This is a genomic window from Streptomyces lancefieldiae, from assembly GCF_031845825.1.
Taxonomy (GTDB): domain Bacteria; phylum Actinomycetota; class Actinomycetes; order Streptomycetales; family Streptomycetaceae; genus Streptomyces; species Streptomyces lancefieldiae.
Map to the genome: position 1 here is coordinate 49,238 of NZ_JAVRFH010000022.1, position 22,448 is coordinate 71,685.

Sequence of the window (22,448 nt, forward strand, 5' to 3'; positions counted from 1 at the left end):
CCCGCTGAGCGCTGTGGACCGCCTCCCCACCTGTGGAGAACTCCGTCATCCCGGCGGGTGAGCCGGGCGGGGACACGGGACCTACCTGACCGCCGCCCCCACCCCCATGACCCGCCCGTACTGCTCCCGCACTTCCCGGTACCGCAGCAGTTCCGCCGCCAGCGGATCCAGTACCCGGGCCCGGCCGCACCCCGCGGCCGCCTCCCGCAACCGGCGTTCCGCCTCGTGTCCGTAGCGCCGCGCCGGTCCGCGTGCGGCCATGCGGCAGCTCCACTCGATGAGGGGACCACCGACGATGCCGGCCACCATGAGCAGGACCGGCACGCTCAGGTACGGCGGGAGGAAGCCGATGATCTGACCCAGCAGCCACAGTCCGCCCACCACCTGCAGCAGGGTCATGGACGCCTGGGCCAGCACGGCCACCGGCCACCACCCCGGCCGCGGCGGACGCCCCGGCGGCAGGCCCGTGCGCACCGCCAGCTCGTCGAGGGCCTCCGGCAGCCCGTCGGCGCCGCGGACGGCCGCCTCGCGCAACGCCTGCGCCCACGGCGCCGGCAGTCCGGCCGACGCCCGGTCGGACACCGTGCGCACCGCCTGCTCGACCCGCTGCCGGGCCGTGGCCTCCTCGTCCGCCTGGGCGCGCAGCGGGAGCCGTCCCGTGGGAGGTTCGCGCCGGTCGTGGCACCAGTGCCACAGCCGCAGCCAGGGCGTACCGCACGCGCGGTTGGCGTTGCGCAGCCAGGCGCGTTCGGCCGCCTCGCCCGCCGCGGTGGCGCCCACCGCGTCCGCGAGCCGGTCCGCGAACTCCTCCCGCGCCTCCTCGCTGAGTCCGGTCCGCCGTCCGGCGACGTACACGGGACGCAGCCGCCGGGCGGTGGCGTCCACGTCGGCCGCGATGCGGCGCGCGGGGGCCTGCCGTTCGGCCACGAACCGTCCCAGTTCCTCACGGAGTTCGCCGATGCCGTCCCCGGTGAGCGCGGACAGGGCGAGCACGGCCGCGCCGGGCTCGCCGTGCTCCCCCAGCGCGATGCCGTCCTCGTCGAGCAGGCGCCGCAGGTCGTCGAGGACCTGTTCGGCGGCCTCTCCGGGGAGCCGGTCGACCTGGTTCAGGACGACGAAGGTGACCTCCGCGTGGCCGGCCATCGGCCGCAGGTAGCGCTCGTGGAGCATGGCGTCGGCGTACTTCTCCGGATCGACGACCCAGATGACGGCGTCGACGAGCGCCAGGATCCGGTCGACCTGCTCACGGTGCTGCACGGCCGCCGAGTCGTGGTCGGGCAGGTCGATCAGGACCAGCCCGCGCAACGGCGATTCGGCGTCCGGGTGCTGCAGCGGGCGGCGGCGGAGCCGGCCGGGAATGCCGAGCCGGTCCAGGAGGCTGGCCGCGCCGTCGCTCCAACTGCACGCGATGGGCGCCGCGGTGGTCGGCCGGCGGACGCCCGTCTCGGAGATCGTCACCCCGGCGAGCGTGTTGAACAGCTGCGACTTGCCGCTGCCGGTCGCGCCCGCGATGGCCACCACGGTGTGCTGCCCGGAGAGCCTGCGCCGCGCGGCGGCCTCGTCGAGGACCCGGCCCGCCTCGGCCAGGGTCTCGCTGTCGAGCCGGGCGCGGGAGAGCCCCACCAGCTCGCGCAGCGCGTCGAGCCGCGACCGGAGCTGACCGTCGTACGCCAGCGGCATCAGGGCCGCGGAACCGGCGGGCCGGCTCGTCACGACGGCGCACTGCTCCGGCCCGGCGTTCTCGTCCACCCGCCGCGCGATCAGCCCGTCGCCCCACGCGTCCTCCCCGTCCCCGGTACCGGACGACCCGCCGACCGCGCGCCCCGAACCCGCCGCGCTCCCCGTGCCCGCCATACGCTCCGAACCCGCCGTACGCCCCCGATCGGCCGCGCCGCGCTCCACACGTTCCCGCCGCTCGTCCTCACAGTCCTGGTCCCGGTCCGTGCGGCGGGGCGTTCCGACGTCCTTCACGCGCGCGTGGAAGCCGCGAGCCGGCTCGCTCTCGCGCTCCTGCGTCCGCCCCTCCCGCCAAGCGTCCACGGCGGCACCTTCCCGCGCGGTGTCCTCCCCGGCGGTCCGTTCTCCGCTCCGCCCGCCCCGGGGGTCCGCAGAGCCCGCAGTGCCCACCCGACCGGCCCGCCCGGCCTGACCGGCCTGACCGGCCTGAGCCGCCGGAGCCCTCTGAGCTGCCTGAGCCCCCAGTGCCGCCTGAGCCGCCTGAGCCGCCTGGTGCATCTCCCCAGTCCCGTGGTCGGTGTGCTCGGTGGGGTCCTGATCAGTGACGGTGGTCACCGGTCACCTCTCCTTCTGCAGTACGGACAACGCGGCGATGAGTTCGGCCTGTGGCTCGGCATGGATCTCCAGCCCGTCGAGCGGCGCCAGCCGGCGCTCGCGCTCGACGTGCATGACCCGGTCCACGTGTTCGGTGAGCAGCCGCCCGCCCCGGTCCCGCAGCCGCACGGCACCCTGGGCGCCGATCCGCTCCGCGAGTCTCTCCCCGGCGCTGCGCGCCCGCCGCCCGCCGAGCAGCGCGGTGGCGACCAGGGCGGCGACCACCTCCGGGTCCGGTGCCGTGCTCCGGTCGAGCGGGCGTACTTCTTCCTCGGCGTACTCCTCCAGCTCCCGCCGCCACCGCCGTACGGCCACCCCGATGCGGTGTTCGGCCCGCTCCGGTACGGGGTCGCGGCCCGCGAGCTCCGGAGCGGCCGCCGCCGGTTCGTGCCGCCAGACCTCGTCGACGCGCTCGTCGGCGGCGGTGACGGCGCACAGCAGCAGGGCTCCCAGGCTCTCCACCAGTGAGTCGAGGAGTTCCCCGGGGGAGCAGTCGAGCGGGAAGGCCCGCCACCGCTTCAGCGCGTCCCCGGCGAGCACCGCCCCCGCCCGCAACCGCCCCTGCACGCGCGCGTGCTCGCCGTCGTACGCACCGTCGACGGCGGCGGTGAGCCGCAGCGCGGCGGCGTACTGCGCGGCGGTGGCGCCGGCCAGCTCGGGCATCCGGGACCGGAGCGAGTCCAGGATGCCGTGCGCCGTGCGGGCCATGGCGTGGTGCCGAGCCTCGACGTCCTGTGCCCGGTGGACGAGCCAGGAGCGCAGCGGCGCCACGGCGCTGGCCGGCAGCAGGCCGCCGCCCCAGGCCGACTCGGGCAGCTCCGGGACCGTGAAGCGGGGGACGTCGCCGAGCCCGGCCTTGGTGAGCAGCGCCGCGTACTGCCGTGACACCTCGGCCACCACTTGGTGGGGCACCCGGTCGAGCACGGTGACCAGGGTGGCGTCGTACTCCTTGGCGGTGCGCAGCAGCTGCCAGGGCACGGCGTCGGCGTACCGGGCGGCCGTGGTGACCATCACCCAGATGTCGGCAGCACAGATCAGTTCGGCCGCCAGGACGCGGTTGTCGGCGACGAGGGAGTCGATGTCGGGCGCGTCGAGGAGGGCGATGCCGGGCGGCAGGGTGTCGGCTGTCTCGACACGCAGCACGCGCGCGGGGTTCTCGCCCTCGCCCGGCAGGAGCAGGTTGTCGTCCGATTCCCGGTGCGGCTCCCACACGCGCGTGAGGTGGGGCAGCACCCGCAGGCCGCTGAACCAGTGCTGGTCTTCCGGATGGCACACCAGCACCGGCGTCCGGGTGGTGGGCCGCAGCACACCCGCCTCGCTGACCCGCCGCCCCACGAGGGAGTTCACCAGTGTGGACTTCCCGGCGCCGGTGGATCCGCCCACGACGGCCAGCACGGGCGCATCGGGCTCCCTCAGCCGGGGCACCAGGTAGTCGTCGAGCTGTGCGAGCAGTTCGTCGCGGTTGGCACGCGCGCGTGGGGCCCCCGCCAGGGGCAGCGGGAAGCGTGCGGCCGCGACACGGTCGCGCAGGGCGGAGAGTGCGTCGAGCAGCTGAGGCCGTACGTCCAATGTCACCACATGTGAAGAATGCCCAATTTTAGGCGAATTCTGAAGCATATGAGCATGTCTGCGTGCCGACCGGACACAAGGGGCGCAAGGGACTTGTGGGGCATGTGGACAGTCCAGCCATAACGAGTGCACAACACCAGGTGCTCTGGACGCCAAAAGCGATGCAGGATTCGTACCTGCCTGCGATTATCGGGACCGCTTCACCGAACCTCCACATCGAGCCACGGAGGGGAAGCAGCTCGGGCAAGGAGCCGGGAGCCCTATCCTTGTCCCCGGCGACGTCACGGACCGGCCCATTCCCGGCCACCACGACCGAGGCCACCACACCAGGCCCCCGTAGCTCAGTGGATAGAGCAGGCGCCTTCTAAGCGCTTGGCCGCAGGTTCGAGTCCTGCCGGGGGCGCTCCGCTCATGCGTGTTCACGCCCTCCCTCCGGGAGGGCGTTCTTCGGTTGCCCGGTGCGGCCTCGGCGCAGTACTCCTGGTACGCCTCGGCATCCAGCAGGGGGCCGAGCCGCGCCGGGTCGGCCACCTCGGTCTCGACCAGCCACGCCGCGACGGTCGATCCGATGCCGTGACACCTGGACAGACCCACCGCACCGGACGGTCGCCACTGGGCCCGTACGTGGCCTCATGGGGGGATCGCCCACAATTGAGTGATTACGCCGGGACAGTGCGGTTCCTGGTAATGATGGAACGGTTCGCCATCTTTCCGCCGCCTCCCGGAGCCGCTCATGCGTACTGCCGACATCGCCGCCCAGGACCCACCCGCCGCCAGGTGCTCCGGGCCCGTGCCTCCGGTGCCGGGGCAGGTGGAGGAGCGAAGGCTCGTCTTCGACGGTTTCGGGTACGAGTGCCGCATCGTCCACCAACCCGCGGCGCTGACCGCCCCGTTGGTGCTGCTCGGAGGCTCTTCCCAGAACAGGTACTCGTGGCAGGGCCACGAGAAATGGCTGTCACCCCTGTGCACGTTGATCACCGTGGATCTTCCCGGTTACGGCAGCTCGGACTTCCTGCCCGCCCGGTACGGCATCGATTTCCTCGCCGCCGCGCTCAGGCACATGCTGGCGGCCATCGACGTCCCGCGAGTGAATCTGTTCGGCGGCTGCTTCGGTGAGGTCGTCGGCCTCCGCTTCGCGCAGCTCCATCCCGAGTTCGTCCGTCGCATCGTCTTCTGCGGCGCGGCGAAGCACCTTCCCGAGATCTACACCGACGCCGTGCCGCGCCTGTCACAGGCACTCGAACGCGGCGAGATCGAGGAGGCCGCCGGCGGACTGGTGCGGCTGTTCATGTCGAACCCGGGAGCCGGGCGGGTCCGCAAGCACGCGGCCGTGGCACGTCTGCTCCAGCAGCAGTTCCTGAACCAGACACCGGACGAGATCAAGAAAGCGGTCGAGCACAACACGAGGCTGATGACACACGGCTGTTACCGGCCCCTGCCGGTCCCCGCCGTGCCGTCCCTGGTGTTCACGGGGGAATACGACACCCTGTGCACCCCGCAGATGGGGCGCGAACTCGCCGCGACGATGCCCGCGGCACGGTTCACCACCATCAAGGAAGCGGACCACCTCGTCACCGTCGAACGCAGGCAGGAGTCCTCGGACCTGATCGGCCGGTTCGTCACCCACCGCTCCATCGACGACCTGCCGTACTGCAACGCCGTCGAGTCGCTGTGCGCCGATCCCGTGCACACCACGGCATGCCGGTGAGAACTCGCCCCCATCCAGTGCCCTCCCGTTCCTCGCCGAAGGGGGCGGACGACGCGGTCGGCGTCGTCCGCCCCCTTCTTCCGGGCTTCCGGACCTTCTTCCGGACTTCCGGAGAGCACGCGGAGAATGGCCGGGACCCGAAATCGGGTCCCGGCCATCTCCGCTGCAAGAGTGACTCGCGCGACGGGCGCCGTCGCCACCAGAGGCGTCCCGGCTGCCTCGTGGGGTCAGGGCTTCTTCTTCTGCACGACCGTGTTGCTGCTGCAGCTCACGTAACCCGCACCCGAGCAGGTCTGCGACTGCTTGTTGACGAGCTCGAACTTCCCGGCCTCGTCGGTCAGCCGGTACTCGCTCTTCTGAACGCAGCGAACGTTGCCATTGCTGTCCTCAACGCACTTCGCGGGCTCACCCTCGGCAGAGGCATGGCCGGCACCGACGCCTGCCAGAGCAATGCCCCCCAGGGCGCCCACCGTCGCTGCGATCTTCTTCGAAATGAACATCTGCTCTTTTCCTTTACGGGCGACCCTCCGTGACTGAACGGCAGGGTCGTTCCGAATGCTGGATCGGCTCACAAGCCGAACAGGCCCGGGACTCGAGCACCTGGGCTCAAGTCCCGGGCCTGCCTAGATCATCACTGGATCAGCGATGGTCAGCCGCCAAGGCCGAGGGTGGCGTTGCAGGTCGCGGAGCTGATGTCCGTGGCCTGACCCTGGACGCCCGCGAGGACGTTGGCCACCACGTTGACGTCGCTGACGTTCACCAGGCCGCCGAAGGCGGACTCGTCCGCCGAGCACGAGGTGGTCTGGTCGTTGTCCAGCTTGAAGTGCGGGTCCTCACCGGCGTGGCTGACGCCGGCGCCGAGGAAACCAACACTGCCGAGCATGGCCGCGACGACCGCAGCCTTCTGGATCTTGCGCATTACCTCTCCGTTTCGGTTGCGTCGATACAGCCCGTTATGGGCTGTTCACCGACAGTCACGACTATAGGCGGTCTTCGGGACTCCTGGTAGTCGAAACACCCAAACGCGTAAATTTCTTCAGAAATCACAGTCTGGGGCCGTCCGGCTCTCGTCGGCAGTCCGCCCGGAGAAGGCCTCGACACGGCCTCGACACGGCCCGGAAGGCGGCCTGGACGCGGCCTGGACGCGGCCTGGACAAGGGCAACCGCGGCGCCTCACGCGTACCGGTAGATCCGGCCCACGTCCTCCAGCTCGCCCGGCGTCACGTTCCACGGCGGCAGCCTCTCGTGGCGTGCCACGACGCGGCCGTGCTGCGTGTCGCCGGAGCCCGGCGGTGTCGCGGGGAGGTAGCGGGCCCCGGCGTGGCGGCGCTGCCAGCGGTACCACTGCAGGTCGACGAACGCGTGATGCAGCCAGAAGACGGGGTCGTTGACGGCGGCGGCGCCGAGCATGTCGCCGCCGACCCACCGGTGCACCCGGTTGTGGTTGCGCCAGGAGACGCTGCCACGGCCGGTGCCCCATCCCTCCAGCTTGTTGCGGAAGCCCTTCTCGACCGTCGAGTCCCAGGGCGTCACGTCGTAGGCGGGGTCCTTGAGCGCCCACTCGAGGTCGCTCTTCGCGGGCAGGTCGATCGGTGCGCTCCGGCGGCCGAGGTCCCGGGTGAGGAAGCCCCCGTCGGTCACGCCCACCCGGATGGGCCAGTTGCCCTCCCGATGGGCGAACGGACCGGTCGTCACCCGGTGGTCGGAGCGCCGCCCGTTGCCGCCCATGAGGTCCGCCGTCCAGGGCGCCGAGGTGGTCGTGCGGTCGCGGGTCCAGTCCCAGTACGGAAGGGTCACCGAGGAGTCCACCCGGCGCAGGGCGCGCTCCAGGTCGAGCAGGAGCCGGCGGTGCCAGGGCAGGAAGGAGGGAGCCATGTGCGCGGTGCGCAGTCCGCGCCCGCCGTCCGGGGCGTTGTACGCGATGTGCATCCGCACGAATTCGTCGTACTCGCCCCGCCGTTTGACCTCCAGCAGGGCGTTGACGAACCGGCGCCGCTCGGCCTTCGTGAGCGTGGCGGCGTCCTTACGCACGTACGCCATGCCGGCCCTCCGCGTGCTCGTGTGCGCCTCCCGTGCCCGTCGGCGCAGACGCCGGGTCGCGCAGCCGTCGGCCGGGGCCGAGCGCGTCGACGGCGGCACGGGCGGCCTCGAGCGGTGTGCCGTACGAGCAGTAGTGGTCGACCATGCTCAGCCAGGTGCCGTCGGCGCGGCGCATCAGGTGCAGGGGGCGGCCGTCGACGGTGACGTGCCACCGATCGTCCTCGGCCGTGCCCGGGGTGGAGGTCCGGACACCACGGATGTGGTGTCCCCGATAGGACACGTCGAAGGACGTGTCGCGCGCGGCGCTCCCCGATCGGGGCCCGGGGCGCGCGGACCGGAAGGCGGTGAGTGCCGGGGCCAGGGCGGCGGCGAGTGCGGCGGCGCGCAGACCGCGCGCCACGTCCCGCCGTGTTCTTCCCCCCGGTTCGGGCGGCCTCGGGCCAGGCGTCCCGTCCTCGGCACCCGCCGGTGCCCCGCCCATGTTGATGACCATGGTCCACTCCTCGTCCGTGCGGTTGTCGCCAGCAGTAACCGACGAACGCACGCCTCGGTCACCGCCGTGCGGCAAGACGGTGAACGGCGGCGGCGAGCGGTGCCGGGCGGTCGCTCGGAGTCTTCCGAGCGACCGGTCCGCCGACCGGTCCGTCGACCGGCCCGCCGACCGGCCCGCCGCCGACCGGTCCGCCGATCGCTTGGTGTAGAGCGGCGTCACCGACCGGGGACATACGAAAGCCGGCTCCCGGGAGCCCGGGGGCCGGCTTTCGTGTGGCGCCGTGTCAGGCGTGCGGTCCCGCGGAAACCGGGAGGCCGCGGATGGACGAGTCCTCATATGAGATCTCTGGATGTCCGGGCCCGAGCCGGTGGGGACCCCGGGACTCGGGCGCCGGACCAGCGCCTACCGCACGACGCTCAGGAGGCCGGGAGCAGCGGTGTCAGCAGGGGGAGCTTGAGACCCGCGAGCAGGGGCACCTGCACCGTCGCCGTCAGCGCCGGGTCGGCCGGGGCGGGCAGGGTCGACACCTGCGGGTCGTCGTTGCCGAGCAGCGCGTCGATGAGCTCCTTCACCTCGGCCAGCAGGCCGTCGAGCGCCGAGGGCGCCTGGGTGGCGTCCTCCCCGCCGTCGGAGAGCAGCAGCTTCAGGAGCTCGTCGACGGCCTCGCGCACGGTGTCCAGCAGATCGCTCGTGACGTCGGTCTCGGTCTCGATGATCAGCGTGTCGTCCGACGGGTCCGACAGCTCCGGCGTGTCCGTGGTCGTGGTCGCCGAGTCCGACTCCGACTCGTCCGGCGTGTCCGTGGTCGCCGACTCCGACTCGTCCGGCGTGTCCGTGGTCGCCGGAGCCGGTGCCCCGGGTGCGGCCATGGCCTCCCGGGCCTTGGCGGCCGCCTCTTCCAGGGCCTCCCTGGCGGCCTCGCCCAGTCTCTTGGCCTCGGCGGAGGACAGGTGGCCGCCGTCCGCGGCGAGCACGGCCTCCAGCAGGTCGACGACCGGGGCGAGTTCGCCCGCGTGCGCGTCGAGGCTCCTGACCTGCACGAGCAGCGCGTGGGACGACGCCCCGGGGGTGCGTTCGCGGACCGGGTCGGCCGCCACGGCGGCGGGGCCGGTGATCCCGACCAGGAGGGCGGCACAGCATGCGCCGAGTGCGATGCGCCGTGCGGGCAGAGCAGGCATGGGGTTCCTTTCGACGGAGCTCGGAGCTTGAGCCCACCGTCAGCGCGCCCACGGGGCCCCGCAACCGGGGGGACCCGTTCGCCGTCCCGCCCTTCACCCTGTTGCCCCGGCCTGCCTGGTCAGGGGCTGTGCCAGGTCGGCCGTGCCGCGTCCCCGTTCGGCGCAACGCCCGGCGCGACGTCCGGCGCGACGACCGTGGCCGCGTCGGTCTGCGTTCGGGTGGACGGCCGCCCGAAGGGGTCTTCACATTCCCAACACACTTTGCGTTATGCCCCGACTTTCCCTGAATTCGCCCACTTGATGGCTACAGTTGCGACCTCCTGACACACCTCTGCAGGCGGATGCATCACGCTCGTGCCGCTGCCCGCCACCACCTTCCGTTCCGAAAGGGCACCGACGGTCATGCGCCACTCCCTGGGTCAGCGGCTTCGCAGTGCGACGGTGGGCGTCCTCGCCCTCACCACGATGTGGGCACCCGCCGGCTCCGCGGTCGCGGCGGCGCCGGCCGCACCGCCCGCACCCGAGGCGGCGGACCTCCCGTTCGCCCAGCGGTACGCCGCGCTCCAGCACGGCGGCATCGTGCGCGCGGCCAACACCTCCATCACCTGCCGCACCGGCCAGGCACCCTCGTGCCCGGGCGTGCAGACGGGCGGCGCCGGGGTGAACGGCGGCTTCGACATGTTCTACGTCGACGTCGACCACGACCCGAACACCTACAACTCCTCCCGCGCGGAGGTCCGCCTGCCCGCCGGCGCCCGGGTGACGTACGCCCGCCTGTACTGGGGCGGCAACCTGCGCGTGGGCGAGCAGAAGCCGTCGCAGGACAACGGGCGGGTGCTGATCGCCGAACCCGGCGGGGAGTACAAGGAGCTCCTCGCGGACACGGTCGTCGGACACCGCGTGACGGACAGCGCGGACGCCTTCCAGGCCTCGGCGGACGTGACGGGGCTGGTGCGGGACAGCGGGCCGGGTCTGTACACCGTGGGCCAGGTCAACGTGGCCGGCGGCAGGTCGGCGGCCGGGGCGTGGGGCGGCTGGACGCTGGTGGTGGCCTACGAGAACCCGGCGGAACCGCTGCGGCACCTCGCGCTCTGGGACGGCTTCGCACCGCTGCAGTCCCGCGCGGCCGAACTCCGGCTGCGCGGCCTGCCCTTCCCCGCCGGCGCCGGAGGCAGCGTGGGCCTGGTGGCGTACGACGGCGACCGCGGCACCAGCGGCGACTCGCTCACCCTGACCACCGGGTCCGGCTCCGCCTCGTTCACCGACGCGGCCAACCCCGCCGCCGACATCCTGAACTCCAGCATCAGCGGGCCCGGGGAATCCGCCCCGACGCGTGTGCCGGCGTACGCCCACACGCTCGGGTACGACTCCGACGTGTTCGGCCTCGCGGGACGCCTGCCGCACGCCGGTGACGAGGCGACCTTCCGGCTCACCTCCGAGCGGGACGCGGCGTGGGCCGGTGTGCTCTTCGCCGCGGTCGACGCCCGGCGGTGAACGCGCCGCCCTCCGGCCCCAGTGCCTACCCGAGCGAGGAAACCGTGGCCCCGTCACCCTCCGGCCGTCGGCCGCGGATCCTGCACGTCACCCAACCGGTGGACGGCGGGGTCGCGCGCGTCGTCACGGACCTGGTCCGGGAACAGCTGACGCACGGCCTGGACGTCACCGCCGTCTGCCCCGACAGCCCGCTCACCGCCCGGCTGCGGTCACTCGGCGCGCAGGTGCGGCCCTGGCAGGCGACGCGGTCGCCGGGTCCGGCGCTCGTGCGGGAGGTACGGCAGCTCGCCCGGCTGATCGACGAGGTGCGCCCCGATCTGGTGCACGCGCACAGCGCGAAGGCCGGGCTCGCCGGGCGGTGCGCGGTGCGCGGGCGGATTCCGACGGTCTTCCAGCCGCACGCCTGGTCGTTCGAGGCGGTCGGCGCGGGCACCGCCGCCCTGGCGCTCAGGTGGGAGCGGTGGGGCGCCCGTTGGGCCACGCGGGTGGTGTGCGTGAGCGAGGCCGAACGCGCGACCGGCGTGCGGGCCGGGATCACCGGCCGGTGGACCGTCGTTCCCAACGGCATCGACCCCGGGCACTACCACCCGGCCGCCGCCGGCACCGTACGGGCCCGGCTCGCACCGCTCGCCGGTGTCCACCCGGCGGCGCCGCTCGCGGTCTGTGTGGGGCGGCTGTGCCGGCAGAAGGGGCAGGACGTCCTGCTGCGGGCGTGGGACGCCGTCGTGCGCAGGGTGCCCGACGCCCGTCTCGTCCTGGTCGGCGACGGACCGGACCTCGACCGGCTGCGCCGGGACGCCCCCGGCTCCGTGCTGTTCACGGGGGCCGTCAGCGACGCCTCCCGCTGGTACCAGGCCGCCGACCTCGTCGTCCTGCCGTCCCGCTGGGAGGGCATGGCGCTGGCCCCGCTGGAGGCGATGGCCTGCGGACGGCCGGTGGTGGTCACGGACGTCGACGGCGCCCGTGAGAGCCTGCCGCCGTCCCTCGCCGCGCGGTGCCTGGTGCGGCCGGACGACCCGGCGGAGCTGGCCGGGGCCGTCGCCGCACTGCTGCTGGACCCGCCGCTGCGCGAGTCCCTCGGCGACCGGGGCCGCCGCCACGTGCTGTCCCTCCACGACGTGCGGCACACCGCCGCGCGGATCACGGACGTCTACCGCGACCTGCTCGCCACCTGGCCCGCCTCGGCAGCGGAGCGCCCGTCCCGAGCGGGCCGGGGGAACACCACGGCCCGCGGCACCGAGCACCGGCGGCCGCTCGGCACCGGCCGTGGCACCGAGGCGAACCGGACCACCCAGCACGTCGAGTCCACCGAACACAGGGAGTCCATCCACTCGTGACTGCCGAACGAACCGTGCCCTCCCCCGGCGTAACGCCACGGGACCACGGATTCCCACCCGTCTCCGTCAGGCCGCCGCTCGGCACCGCCACCGGTTCCCGGTTCCCCGCCCCGCGGACCCCGGCCCGGCCGGCCCCGTCCCTCCAGCTGGTCGCCGCGGACGCCGGCGCCGCGCTGCTGGGGACGACGGCCCTCGCCGACGCCCAGCGCCACCCGCTGCTCGCCGCCCTGTTGATCGTCGCATCGCTGCTGCTGCGCCCGCGCGAGGGCCGGCCGCCGGTGCCGGGGCCGGGGGTGCTGGAGGAACTGCCCGCCGTCTGCGGCCGTATCGCCGTCGCCTGGCTGGCGTCCGCCGCGCTCTGGGCGGCGTACCGGCCGGAACACGCGCTGTCCGCCGGCACCGTGCTGACGGGCCTGGCCGTGCAGGCGTCCGCGGGCTGCGTGCTGCGCGCGGTCGTGCACGGGCGGCGGCGCGCAGCACTGCTGCGCCACCCGCACGCCGCACTCGTCGTCGGCCCGGTCGCGACCGCGCAGCGCGTCGCCGCCGCCGTACTGCGCCACCCGCCGTGCGGCGTACGCCCGGTGGGGATCGTCGCCGAACAGCCGGACGGCACCGGGGGAATCCCGGTGCTGCGGACCGGCGAGGAGGTCGAGCGGGCGGTCATCCAGAACGGGGTGCGGGCGGTGCTGGCCGTCCACCCCTCGGTACGCGCCGAACAGGGGCCGCTGCTGCGCACGCTGGCCGCGTCGGGCTGCGCGGTCTGGGAGCTCGACGCCGACTCCCCGTCGTACCCCACGGGGGAACGGCTGGCCGGATTCTCCTGCCGGCGTCTGGACCTCTCCTCGGCGCGCCGCGCCGGGGCGGGCAAGCGGATGCTCGACATCCTCGTGTCGGGGACGCTGTTGCTGCTGGTCAGTCCGCTGCTGCTGGTGTGCGCGACGGTACTGCGGTTCAGTGACGGTCCGGGCGTCGTGTTCCGGCAGGAGCGCGTCGGAAGGGACGGAAAGCCGTTCACGCTGCTGAAGTTCCGTACCCACCGCCCGGTCGACGAGCACGAGTCGGCGACCCGGTGGAGCGTGGCCGACGAGAGCGAGATGCGCTGGTTCTGCCGCATGCTGCGGCGCACCTCGCTCGACGAGCTGCTCCAGCTGTGGAACGTACTGCGGGGAGACATGAGCCTGGTCGGGCCGCGGCCCGAACGCCACTACTTCGTCTCCCAGTTCAGCCAGGCCTACCCCGGCTACGCGGCCCGCCACCGCATGCGGACCGGTATCACCGGTCTCGCCCAGGTCCACGGGCTGCGCGGCGACACCTCGATCGAGGACCGCTGCCGGTTCGACAACGCCTACATCGACGACTGGTCGCTGTGGCAGGACATCTGCATTCTGCTGCGTACCGCGGCCCTGCTGGTCCGTCCGACGGGGAGCTGACCGACGTGAGCGTGAGCCACACCCTCGCACCGCTCCCGCGCCGGGCCGCCGCGCTGGTGCCGGTCCTGCCGCTGGTGGCGGTGCTCGCGCTGCTGGCCCTGCCGCCGACGGGGGACGGTGCCGGGCCCGCCGACGTCGCCTCCGGGCTGGTGGTGGCGTACTGCGTGATCCGTCTGCTGCGCGAACGGCGGCGCCCGCTGTCGACCACCGCGGTCCTGGTGCTGGGCCTGCCGGTCGTGGGGATCGCGCTCGCCGCGGCGGGGGCGTCCTCGCCCCAGGCCCAGCTCGTCGGCACGGGCCGCTATCTGCAGCTCTTCGTGCTCGTCCCGGCCACCGTGCTGGTGCTGGTCCGCCATCGGGCCGACTTCCGGTTGCTGGCCTGGTCGTTCGTGGGGCTCGCGGTGTGGCAGGGGGCCGTCGGCGTGCACCAGTACGTCACGGGGAGCGGTGCTTCCTACCAGGGCGAGGACATCCGGGCGGTCGGCACCTTCGGGGCGCACGACGTGATGGGCATGGCGTCGGCGGTCTCCCTCGGCGTGGTGTGCGCGGTCGGGATCGCGCTCGGCCGGGCACCGGTGTGGCAGCGGGTGACCGCGGCGGGCTGCGCCCTGGCACTGCTGGCGCCGCTCGCGGTCTCCTTCAGCCGGGGTGCCTGGATCGCGACCGCCCTGACGTGCGCCGTGCAACTGGCGCTGGCCGGGCTGCGGCGCGCGCTGAAGGTGGCCGCGGCGCTGACCGCCGCGGGGGTGATCCTCATGGGCGGGTTCGGCGTCGGCACGGCGCAGCTGCAGGAGCGGATCGACAGCATCGCGCGGGTCACCGACGCCCCGGACCAGTCCGTCGTCGACCGGTACAGCCTGTGGTCGTCGGCCGCCGGCATGTGGCGCGAACACCCGCTGACCGGCGTGGGCCTGAAGAACTTTCCCGCGTACCGCGACGGACACGCCACGCTGGCGCTGTCGTCGGGCAGCGACGTCGAGGGCGCGGGGGTGGAGTACCAGCGGCAGGCACTGCTCTCGCCGCACAGCATGTACCTGCTGCTGCTGAGCGAGCAGGGCCTGATCGGGCTGCTCACGCTCGCCGGGAGCTGGCTGGCGCTGCTGGTGTGCGCGGTGCGGCGGCTGCCGCGCGCCCGCCGTCGCGGTCCGGGCCTCGACTGCGCGCTCGTCGCCTGCGGGCTGCTGGTCTGGCTGCTGACCGACTTCGTGTACGGGGACATCGGCGGCCCCTCGACCCTGCTGACCGGCATGGGCCTGGGACTCGCGGCGTGGTGGGCGCTGGCCGACGGCGAGCCGCGGGACGTCGCGCCACGGGGCGGGGCAGGGGAACGCGTCGAGGAGGCCGTGGCGCGATGACGGTGGTGCCTTCACAGCCCCCCGGGCCGGGGACCGGCGGGGCGGCAACCGTACCCGCGGCACGCGCGGCCACCACGGCCGGGGCGGAGGCCGGCGCCGGAGCAGACCCGGGCTCGGCTGCCCAGGCCGGGCCGGGAGCCGGGACCGACCCGGGATCGACCACCCAAGCCGGGGTCGGAGCGGGCCCAGCGCCAACCACCCAGGCCGGGACGGAAGCCGAAGCCCGTGCCGGAGCCTGGACCGACCCGGGATCGACCACCCAAGCCGGGCTCGGAGCGGGCCCAGCGCCAACCACCCAGGCCGTGACGGAAGCCGAAGCCCGTGCCGGAGCCTGGACCGACCCGGGATCGACCACCCAAGCCGGGGTCGGAGCGGGCCCAGCGCCAACCACCCAGGCCGGAGCCCGGGCAGAAGTCGGGGCCGGAGCCAGGGCGGAAGTCGGGGCAGAAGCCAGGGCCGGGGCAGAAGTCGGGGCGGAAGCCGGGGCCGGGGCCGACTCGGGGGTGGCTGGGGCTTCTCGGAGGTTTCTCGCGCGGGCCACGCTCGTCACGGCGTCGCTGTCCGTCGCCGGTTCGCTGCTCGGCCTGGTGCGTGACCAGTCCCTGGCGCGGCTGTTCGGTGCCGGGAGCGACACGGACGCCTTCCTGGTCGCGTGGACCGTGCCGGAGCTGGCCTCCACGGTGCTGATCGAGGAGGGGCTGGCCCTGGTGCTGATCCCGGCGTTCAGCCTGGCGCTGGCCCGACGCGCCCGGGGCGCCGCCGGTGACCCGGTGCGTGCCCTGGTCGCCGCCACCCTCCCCCGGCTGTGCCTCGCCCTCGCCGCGGTGGCCGTGCTGGTCGCCGCCGCGGCTCCCTTCCTGGTCCGGGTCCTGGCGCCGGGCCTGCCCGACCCGCGTCTCGCCGTCGACTGCACGCGGCTCACGGCGATCAGCGTGCTGGCCTTCGGGCTCGCCGGGTACTGCAGCGCCGCGCTGCGGGCCCACCGCCGCTTCTTCGCGCCCGCGGCGATCTACGTCTCCTACAACACCGGCATCGTCGCCGCGATGTTCCTGTTCGGCGGCCGGTGGGGCGTACGGTCCGCGGCGGCCGGGGTCGCGGTGGGCGGCCTTCTCATGGTGGCGGTGCAACTGCCGTCGCTGTGGCGGCAGCTGACGTCGCGCACGCCGGCCGTCGACGGGCCCGGGGACGACGTCGAGGAGCGGCCGATGCGGCTCGCCCTGGTCGCCGCCGTGCTCCTGTTCGCCCTGTGCCGCCAGTCGCAGGTCCTCGTCGAACGCTTCCTCGCCTCCTCTCTGCCCGCCGGGGCCATCTCGCACCTGAACTACGCGCAGAAGGTCGCCCAGATCCCGATGACCCTGTCGCTGATGGTGTGCACCGTCACCTTCCCCGTGGTGGCGCGGGCGCTCGCCGACGGGGACACCGAACGCGCCCGCGCCCGGGTGGAACGGGACCTGGTGCTGGCCTCCTGCGTGGTGCTGCTGGGCATGAGCGCGGTGCTCGCCTGCGCCCCGCAGATGATCGGACTGCTCTTCCAGCGGGGCGCGTTCACCGCGACCGACACCGTGGCGACGGCCGGCGTGATGCGGGTGTACGCGCTCGGACTGCTGGGCCAGACCCTGGTGGGCGCCCTGCTCCGCTCGTACTTCTCGGCGGGCCGGCCCCGCTGGTACCCCGTCGGGGCGATGGCCGCCGGCATCGCCGTGACGTCCCTGACCGGTGCCGCGGCCGTACGTCCCTGGGGTGTGGTGGGGATCGCCGCCGCCAACGCCCTCGGCATCACCCTCACGGCCGCCCTCATGCTCGCCGGGCTGCGAACGGCCCGGCGCGGCGACCCGCACGGTGTCTCGCTCCGCGTCCGGCAGGTCCTGGCCGAGCTGATCGGGCCGGTGCTCGCCGCGGTCGCCGCCACCGTCGCCGGCGCGTTCGTCGCGAGCCGGTTCCCGTCCCCGGTGACGGGTCTCGCGGCCGGCTGTCTGACCGTGACCGCCGTCTTCGTCCCGCTCGCCTGGGCCCTGGGCCCCGGTTCCCCGTCCGCACTGCGCTCCGTACGCACCGTCACACGAAGGCTCCCCCATGGCCGCTTCCGTTGAATCCGTCGAGACCGGCACCCTCCCCGCCCCACGCCCGGGCCCGCCGCCGTGGGTGGCGATGTACCACTCGGTGGGCGACTGCTCGGACGACCCGTACCGCATCACGGTCACGCCCGAGCGCCTCGGACGGCAGCTGGCCTGGCTGCGCCGGCGCGGACTGCGGGGCGTGTCCGTCGCCGACCTGCTCGCCGCCCGTGCCCGGGGCCGGGGACAGGGTCTGGTCGGGCTCACCTTCGACGACGGGTACGCCGACTTCGTCACCGGCGCCCTGCCGCTGCTGCGCCGCTGGGACTGCGGTGCCACCCTCTTCGTCCTGCCCGGCCGGCTCGGCGGCGACAACGCCTGGGACCCGCTCGGCCCGCGCAAGCCGCTGCTGAGCGCGGACGGCGTCCGGCGGGCGGCCGCCGAGGGGGTGGAGATCGGCTCGCACGGCCTGACGCACGTCGACCTCACCCGGGCCGACGACGTCGCCCTCAAGGCCGAGACCGCCGAAAGCCGCGCGCTGCTCGAGGAGTTGACCGGCACCCGCGTCGACGGTTTCTGCTACCCGTACGGCACGGTCGACGCCCGTGCCGTCGAGGCCGTACGGGAAGCGGGGTACGCCTACGCCTGCGCCATCGACCCCGGCCCCCTGACCGGCCCGCACGCCCTGCCGCGCGTCCACGTCGGCCAGAACGACACGGCCTGGCGGCTGTTCCTCAAGCACCGTCTGCACCGGCTGCGACGGCGCCCGGTGGAGGGCACCTGAGATGCGAGCCCTGCACATCATCACCGGCCTCGGTGTCGGCGGCGCCGAGCAGCAGCTGCGGCTGCTGCTGCGCCACCTTCCCGTCGACTGCGACGTCGTCACGCTCACCAACCCCGGCGCGGTCGCCGAGGGCCTCGCCGCCGACGGTGTCCGCGTCGTGCACCTCGGCATGGGCGGCAACCGCGACCTGACCGCCTTCCCCCGGCTGGTCCGGCTGATCCGCGCCGGCGGCTACGACCTGGTGCACACCCACCTGTACCGGGCCTGCGTCTACGGCCGGCTCGCCGCGCGCGTCGCCGGGGTCCGCGCCGTCGTCGCCACCGAGCACTCCCTGGGCGACTCGCAGATGGAGGGCCGCGACCTGACGGCGGGGGTACGCGCCCTGTACCTCGCCAGCGAGCGGCTCGGCTCCGCGACGGTCGCCGTCTCCTCCGCGGTGGCCGATCGCCTGAAGCGCTGGGGCGTGCCCGCGCCCCGCATCGAGGTCGTCCCGAACGGCATCGACCTGGACCGCTTCCGCTTCGACCGGGAACGGCGCGAACGCACGCGCCGGCGCCTCGGCCTGCCCCCGGGCGCGTTCGTCGTCGGCGGCGTCGGCCGGCTCACCCCGGGCAAACGGTTCGACGTCCTCATCCACGCGCTCACCCGGCTCGGGGACGACCACTGGCTGCTGCTGGTGGGCGGCGGCCCCGAGGAGCACGTCCTGCGGCGCGCGGCCCACGAGGCGGGTGTGGCCGGCCGCGTGCTGTTCACCGGCGAACGCCCCTACCTCCCCGACGGTTCGCCGGGACCCGACCTGCCCGCGCTCACGTCGGCGATGGACCTGTTCGCATCCCCGTCCACGGAGGAGGCCTTCGGCCTGGCCGCCGTGGAGGCGCTGGCGTCGGGCCTGCCCGTGCTCTACGCCTCCTGCCCGGCGATCGAGGACCTGCCACCGCCGGCCACCGCCCGGCGCGTGCGCGGCGGCCCCGATGCGTACGCCGGCGCGATCGCCGGGGTGCGCGCCGTGGGCGCCCGGCCGCGCACGGCCCCCGAGGCCGCGCACCGCTACAGCATCACCCGCAGCACGGCCCGCCTCATGGACGTGTACGCGGCAGCCGTCTCCCGTCCGCCGTCATCCCCCTCACCCCTCGGAGCGAGCCCGTCATGACCGACACCACGACCCGTCAGCGCCCGAAGCCCCTGGCTCGCCTCAGGAGGCCCCCGGCCTGGTCCGCGCTCGCGGCCGGCACCCTCCTCGGCGGCCTGCTCGGCGGCGCGTACGGCGTGCTCACCCCCGTCACCTACACGGCCACCAGCTACGTCGTCGCCGTACCGACCTCGGATTCCACCCCGGAGGCCGCCCGCGGTTTCGCGCAGGCGTACGGCCGCGTGGCCACGCACCTGGCGGTGCTCGGGGACGCGCAGGTGTGGGCGGGCGTGCCGGTGCGGACGCTGCGGGACCACGTGCGCGCGGCGACCTCGCCGGACGCGCCGATGGTCGCCGTCTCGGCCACCTCCTCACGGCCCGGGCTCGCCGTCGACATGGCCAACGCGGTCTCCCGCGCGCTGACGCAGCACGCGGAGCACACCAAGGGCAGCACGCAGGTACGGCTCGTGCAGTTCTCGCGTGCGGTGAAGCCGAGCGAGCCGACGTCCGCGTCGCCGACGGTGACCACCCTGGTGGGGGCGAGCGCGGGCGGGTTGCTCGGCGGGCTGGTCCTGCTGGCACGGCCCCGGCGGACGGGACGGGACGACGCCCCGCTCCGCCCCGGCCCCTCGGTGCCCGGCCCCGCCACCGCCGCCGATGTGTCCGGACAGCGGTGACGGCGGTGGGCCCGGCCGCGGGTGCGCTAGTGCCGCGGCAGGCAACGTTCGCCCCGTCGCGACGCCCGGCACGCCCTCTCGCCGCACCGGCCGAAAGCCCTCGTACTGGATGTACTTGGGCTTCCGGCCGGCACGCCGAGAGCACGCACCGGACGCCGCTCCTTCACGGGCGAACGTTGCCCGCCGCGGCACTAGTCGGTGGGCGACCACCAGTCGAAGCGCAGGCAGAGCCTCCCTCCGAGCCAGAACTCCACCCAGCTGCCCGGGTCCAGGGGCGAGCAGTCCTCCGGGGGCCGGGGTGCGGTCGGCGCGGGGGTGGGTTCGGGCGTCGGCACGGGCGTCGGGGCGGGGGTCGTCCCGTCGGTGCGGCCGGTGAGAACGGACCGGTAGACGCGGGACGAGACCGGGTTGTCGTCGCACTGCCACACGCCGTGCGGGCAGTAGTCGGTCAGCGTGTTGTACAGCGGTTCGTGCTCGTCGATCCACGCGAGCATGCGCCGCATGTACTCGGGATTGTCGCCGTTACGGAAGAGCCCCCACTCGGGATAGGAAACGGGTTTGCCGTGGGCCTTGGCGAAATCCACATGGGCCTGCAGCCCGTAGGGCTCGGTCACCTGCCTGTCGAAGGACATCCCGGCGGGCTGGTCGTAGGAATCCATGCCGACGATGTCGACCACGTCGTCCCCCGGGTAGCACTGCGTCCAGGGCACGGCGTCCCGGCCGCGGCTCGGTGTGAAATCGAACCGGAACTTCTGGCCCGGCACCGAACGCATCGTGGTGACGATCCGGTTCCAGTACTTCTTCCAGGACTCCGGGTCCGGCCCGCACCGGTGGGTGTACGTGGTGCCGTTCATCTCCCAGCCGAGCACGAGGACCGTGTCCGGCACCTTCAGCCGCACCAGCCGTTCGGCCAGGGCACGGAAGTGATGGTCGAACTCCCCGGCCGCGCCCCGCCGCAGCAACCGCCGGACCTCGCCGTCGGGGACGCCCGCCTCGTTGCGCTCCTGCAGGGGCACGTTGAGGACGAGCATCCGGTCGTCCTTCTCGTTGCGCCAGTTCGCCCACGCCTCGAGGAAGTGGATGTCGCCCTCGATGTCGCTCCAGCGGTTGCCGGGCAGGTAGGTGTGGCCGACGCGGAGTTCGGCACCTCCCAGCCAGTGACTGAGCTGCGTCATGCGGGCGACGCCGCGGGCATCGGACCTGAGGAAGGCGCCGAAGGCCGGAACCTCCTTGCCCGACGCCTCCTTGACCGGCACCGGCGTGGTCCGCGGGGGCGTCGTCGACGGCACGGGCACGGCCGGGCGCGGGTCGTCGACCGGCACCCCCTCCGCTCCCGCCGCGTTGCCGGCCGCCAGGGCGGCCGACACGGCGATCGCCGCCGCGCCGACGGCCAGCCTGCGACGGACCCGGATTCGCTCGTGCTGCGGAGCCATTTCCGTTCCTTTCCTCGTTCTCGTCCGCCTTCCGGCCCCTGTTCTCGTTATTGACGAACAGTCATATGAAGTCACGCACAGGAAATCCCATGCCGCCACCGCCCTTGGGGCTTTCGAGTGCCGCGCTCGCCCGTGCGAGTGAGACAGGCGAAAGAAAGAGAGAGTTCGTGTCCCTGCTCGACACCCGCGTCCCCGCCGTACTGCTGCGGATCGACCGGAATCCCTTTCACCACGGAACGCTGGGCGCCGTGCGCTCGTTCGGGAGGGCGGGCGTGGAGGTGCATGTCGTCGCCGACCCGGCGGGCAGCCCCGTCCCCACGTCCCGTTACGTACGCCGGATGCATCCCCCGCCGCTCCCGGGCGCGTCCGAGGACGAGATCGTCGCCGTGCTGCGCCGGGTCGCCGACCACATCAGGACACCGGCCGTCCTGGTCCCGATGGACGACGCGAGCGCGATCGCCGTGGGCCGCGCGCGGACCGACCTCGCCCCCTCCTACCTCCTGCCCGCGACGCCGGCCACGCTGGCCGCCCGCGTCGCCGACAAAGCGGAACTGGCCGCCGTGTGCGCGGCCGCGGACGTTCCGCACCCGGTGACGCTGGTCCCCGACAGCGCGGATCGGGCCGCCGACGCCGTACGCCGGCTCGGGCTGCCGGTGGTGGCGAAGTGGAGCCGGCCCTGGCTGCTGCCGGCCGGCAGCGGGCTGCGCAGCACACTGCTGGTGAGGTCCGTCGAGCAGGCCCGGGAGCTGTACCTGCGCACCGAGGAGGCGGGCAGCCCGCTGCTCCTGCAGGCACATCTGCCACCGGGACCGAACCGGGACTGGTTCTTCCACGGCTACGCCGACCACACGGGCGCCGTCCGCGCGGGCGGGCCGGGCCGCAAGCAACTGGCCTGGCCGCGTGGCGCGGGCCTGACCGCGGTGGGCCACTGGACGCCCAACCCGCGGGTGCGGGCGCTGGCCGAGCGGCTCACCGGCGAACTGGGCTACCGGGGCGTCTTCGACCTCGACTTCCGCCGCTGCGGCGAGACGGGCCGCTACCACCTGCTCGACTTCAACCCGCGCCCCGGCGCCCAGTTCCGGCTCTTCGCGGACAGCGCGGGACTGGACGTCGTACGCGCCCTGCACCTGGACCTGACGGGCCGCCCGATCCCGGACGGGGCCCCGCTGGCCGGGCGGGCGTTCGTGGTGGAGAACTACGCGCCGCTCGCCGCGCTGCGTCCGGCGCCGAACGGACGCGAACTGGCCTGGTACGCCCCGGACGACCGCGACCCCGGACGGGCGATGTGGGGCCTGTGGTGCCGACATGTGTCCGGCCGACTGCGGGAACGCCTGGGCGCGCCGAGGCTGGCACCGGCGGCACCCGTGGCACCGGCACACCTGATCCCCGGGGCGGCCTCGGCCCCCCGGACCGACAACGAGAAAGCGAGCAGCTGA

Annotated in this window: 18 protein-coding genes and 1 tRNA gene; 11 read left to right on the forward strand and 8 right to left on the reverse strand. The window is 73.9% G+C overall.

Translation table 11 applies throughout. The features are described 5' to 3' along the window. Positions 1–81: 81 nt before the first annotated feature. Positions 82–2,292 (reverse strand): YfjP family GTPase, encoded by a 2,211-nt coding sequence (locus RM812_RS21705; protein WP_311574885.1) that lies wholly within the window; start codon positions 2,290–2,292, stop codon positions 82–84. A gap of 3 nt (positions 2,293–2,295) precedes the next feature. Further along, the gene (locus RM812_RS21710; protein ID WP_311574886.1) at positions 2,296–3,909 is read right to left on the reverse strand and encodes a dynamin family protein; all 1,614 of its coding nucleotides are present in this window, start codon (positions 3,907–3,909) and stop codon (positions 2,296–2,298) included. A gap of 321 nt (positions 3,910–4,230) precedes the next feature. Between RM812_RS21710 and RM812_RS21715 the strand changes: the two genes are divergently transcribed. Further along, positions 4,231–4,303, forward strand: a tRNA-Arg gene (locus tag RM812_RS21715). Between the two features lie 330 nt (positions 4,304–4,633). After that, the gene (locus tag RM812_RS21720; RefSeq protein WP_311574887.1) at positions 4,634–5,608 is read left to right on the forward strand and encodes an alpha/beta fold hydrolase; all 975 of its coding nucleotides are present in this window, start codon (positions 4,634–4,636) and stop codon (positions 5,606–5,608) included. Between the two features lie 227 nt (positions 5,609–5,835). Here RM812_RS21720 and RM812_RS21725 read toward each other — a convergent pair whose 3' ends face one another. The 5 genes from RM812_RS21725 to RM812_RS21745 form a co-directional block, all read right to left on the reverse strand. Further along, the gene (locus RM812_RS21725) at positions 5,836–6,108 is read right to left on the reverse strand and encodes a hypothetical protein (RefSeq protein ID WP_311574888.1); all 273 of its coding nucleotides are present in this window, start codon (positions 6,106–6,108) and stop codon (positions 5,836–5,838) included. A gap of 149 nt (positions 6,109–6,257) precedes the next feature. Continuing rightward, positions 6,258–6,527, reverse strand: coding sequence for a hypothetical protein (locus RM812_RS21730; protein ID WP_217142668.1), 270 nt, complete (start codon positions 6,525–6,527; stop codon positions 6,258–6,260). 254 nt (positions 6,528–6,781) lie between these two features. Beyond that, the gene (locus tag RM812_RS21735; protein WP_311574889.1) at positions 6,782–7,648 is read right to left on the reverse strand and encodes a tyrosinase family protein; all 867 of its coding nucleotides are present in this window, start codon (positions 7,646–7,648) and stop codon (positions 6,782–6,784) included. Continuing rightward, on the reverse strand, positions 7,632–8,141 hold the full coding sequence (locus RM812_RS21740) for a tyrosinase family oxidase copper chaperone (protein ID WP_311574890.1): 510 nt from the start codon (positions 8,139–8,141) through the stop codon (positions 7,632–7,634). The genes RM812_RS21735 and RM812_RS21740 overlap by 17 nt, the downstream gene beginning before the upstream one ends. 416 nt (positions 8,142–8,557) lie before the next feature. Further along, positions 8,558–9,319: a hypothetical protein gene (locus RM812_RS21745; protein WP_311574891.1), complete on the reverse strand. Its 762-nt coding sequence runs from the start codon at positions 9,317–9,319 to the stop codon at positions 8,558–8,560. A 402-nt stretch (positions 9,320–9,721) separates the two neighbouring features. On the opposite strand from RM812_RS21745, the gene RM812_RS21750 reads away from it, so the two are divergent. The 8 genes from RM812_RS21750 (at position 9,722) to RM812_RS21785 (ending at position 19,579) form a co-directional block, all read left to right on the forward strand. Further along, complete coding sequence (locus RM812_RS21750) at positions 9,722–10,813, forward strand: DUF3344 domain-containing protein (protein WP_311574892.1); 1,092 nt, start codon at positions 9,722–9,724, stop codon at positions 10,811–10,813. A 44-nt stretch (positions 10,814–10,857) separates the two neighbouring features. Continuing rightward, a complete protein-coding gene (locus tag RM812_RS21755; RefSeq protein WP_311574893.1) occupies positions 10,858–12,150 on the forward strand; it encodes a glycosyltransferase in 1,293 nt (430 codons plus the stop codon). After that, on the forward strand, positions 12,147–13,580 hold the full coding sequence (locus tag RM812_RS21760; RefSeq protein ID WP_311574894.1) for an exopolysaccharide biosynthesis polyprenyl glycosylphosphotransferase: 1,434 nt from the start codon (positions 12,147–12,149) through the stop codon (positions 13,578–13,580). The genes RM812_RS21755 and RM812_RS21760 overlap by 4 nt, the downstream gene beginning before the upstream one ends. An 11-nt stretch (positions 13,581–13,591) precedes the next feature. Beyond that, on the forward strand, positions 13,592–14,935 hold the full coding sequence (locus tag RM812_RS21765) for an O-antigen ligase family protein (protein ID WP_311574951.1): 1,344 nt from the start codon (positions 13,592–13,594) through the stop codon (positions 14,933–14,935). A 503-nt stretch (positions 14,936–15,438) separates the two neighbouring features. Next, positions 15,439–17,025 (forward strand): murein biosynthesis integral membrane protein MurJ, encoded by a 1,587-nt coding sequence (murJ, locus tag RM812_RS21770; protein ID WP_311574895.1) that lies wholly within the window; start codon positions 15,439–15,441, stop codon positions 17,023–17,025. Next, positions 17,009–17,773 carry a polysaccharide deacetylase family protein gene (locus RM812_RS21775; RefSeq protein ID WP_311574896.1) on the forward strand — a complete coding sequence of 255 codons (765 nt, stop codon included), beginning with the start codon at positions 17,009–17,011 and terminating at the stop codon, positions 17,771–17,773. The genes murJ and RM812_RS21775 overlap by 17 nt, the downstream gene beginning before the upstream one ends. A gap of 1 nt (position 17,774) precedes the next feature. Beyond that, positions 17,775–18,923, forward strand: a complete 1,149-nt coding sequence (locus tag RM812_RS21780) for a glycosyltransferase (RefSeq protein WP_311574897.1) — start codon at positions 17,775–17,777, stop codon at positions 18,921–18,923. Beyond that, complete coding sequence (locus RM812_RS21785) at positions 18,920–19,579, forward strand: YveK family protein (RefSeq protein ID WP_311574898.1); 660 nt, start codon at positions 18,920–18,922, stop codon at positions 19,577–19,579. Before RM812_RS21780 ends, RM812_RS21785 begins: the two co-directional genes overlap by 4 nt. A gap of 191 nt (positions 19,580–19,770) precedes the next feature. On the opposite strand, the gene RM812_RS21790 is transcribed toward RM812_RS21785, so the two are convergent. Continuing rightward, entirely contained in the window at positions 19,771–21,012 is a 1,242-nt protein-coding gene (locus RM812_RS21790; protein WP_311574899.1) for a glycoside hydrolase family 26 protein, read from the reverse strand. Positions 21,013–21,179: 167 nt separating this feature from the next. Here RM812_RS21790 and RM812_RS21795 point away from each other — a divergent pair, with 167 nt between their 5' ends. Continuing rightward, positions 21,180–22,448, forward strand: coding sequence for a carboxylate--amine ligase (locus RM812_RS21795; protein WP_311574900.1), 1,269 nt, complete (start codon positions 21,180–21,182; stop codon positions 22,446–22,448).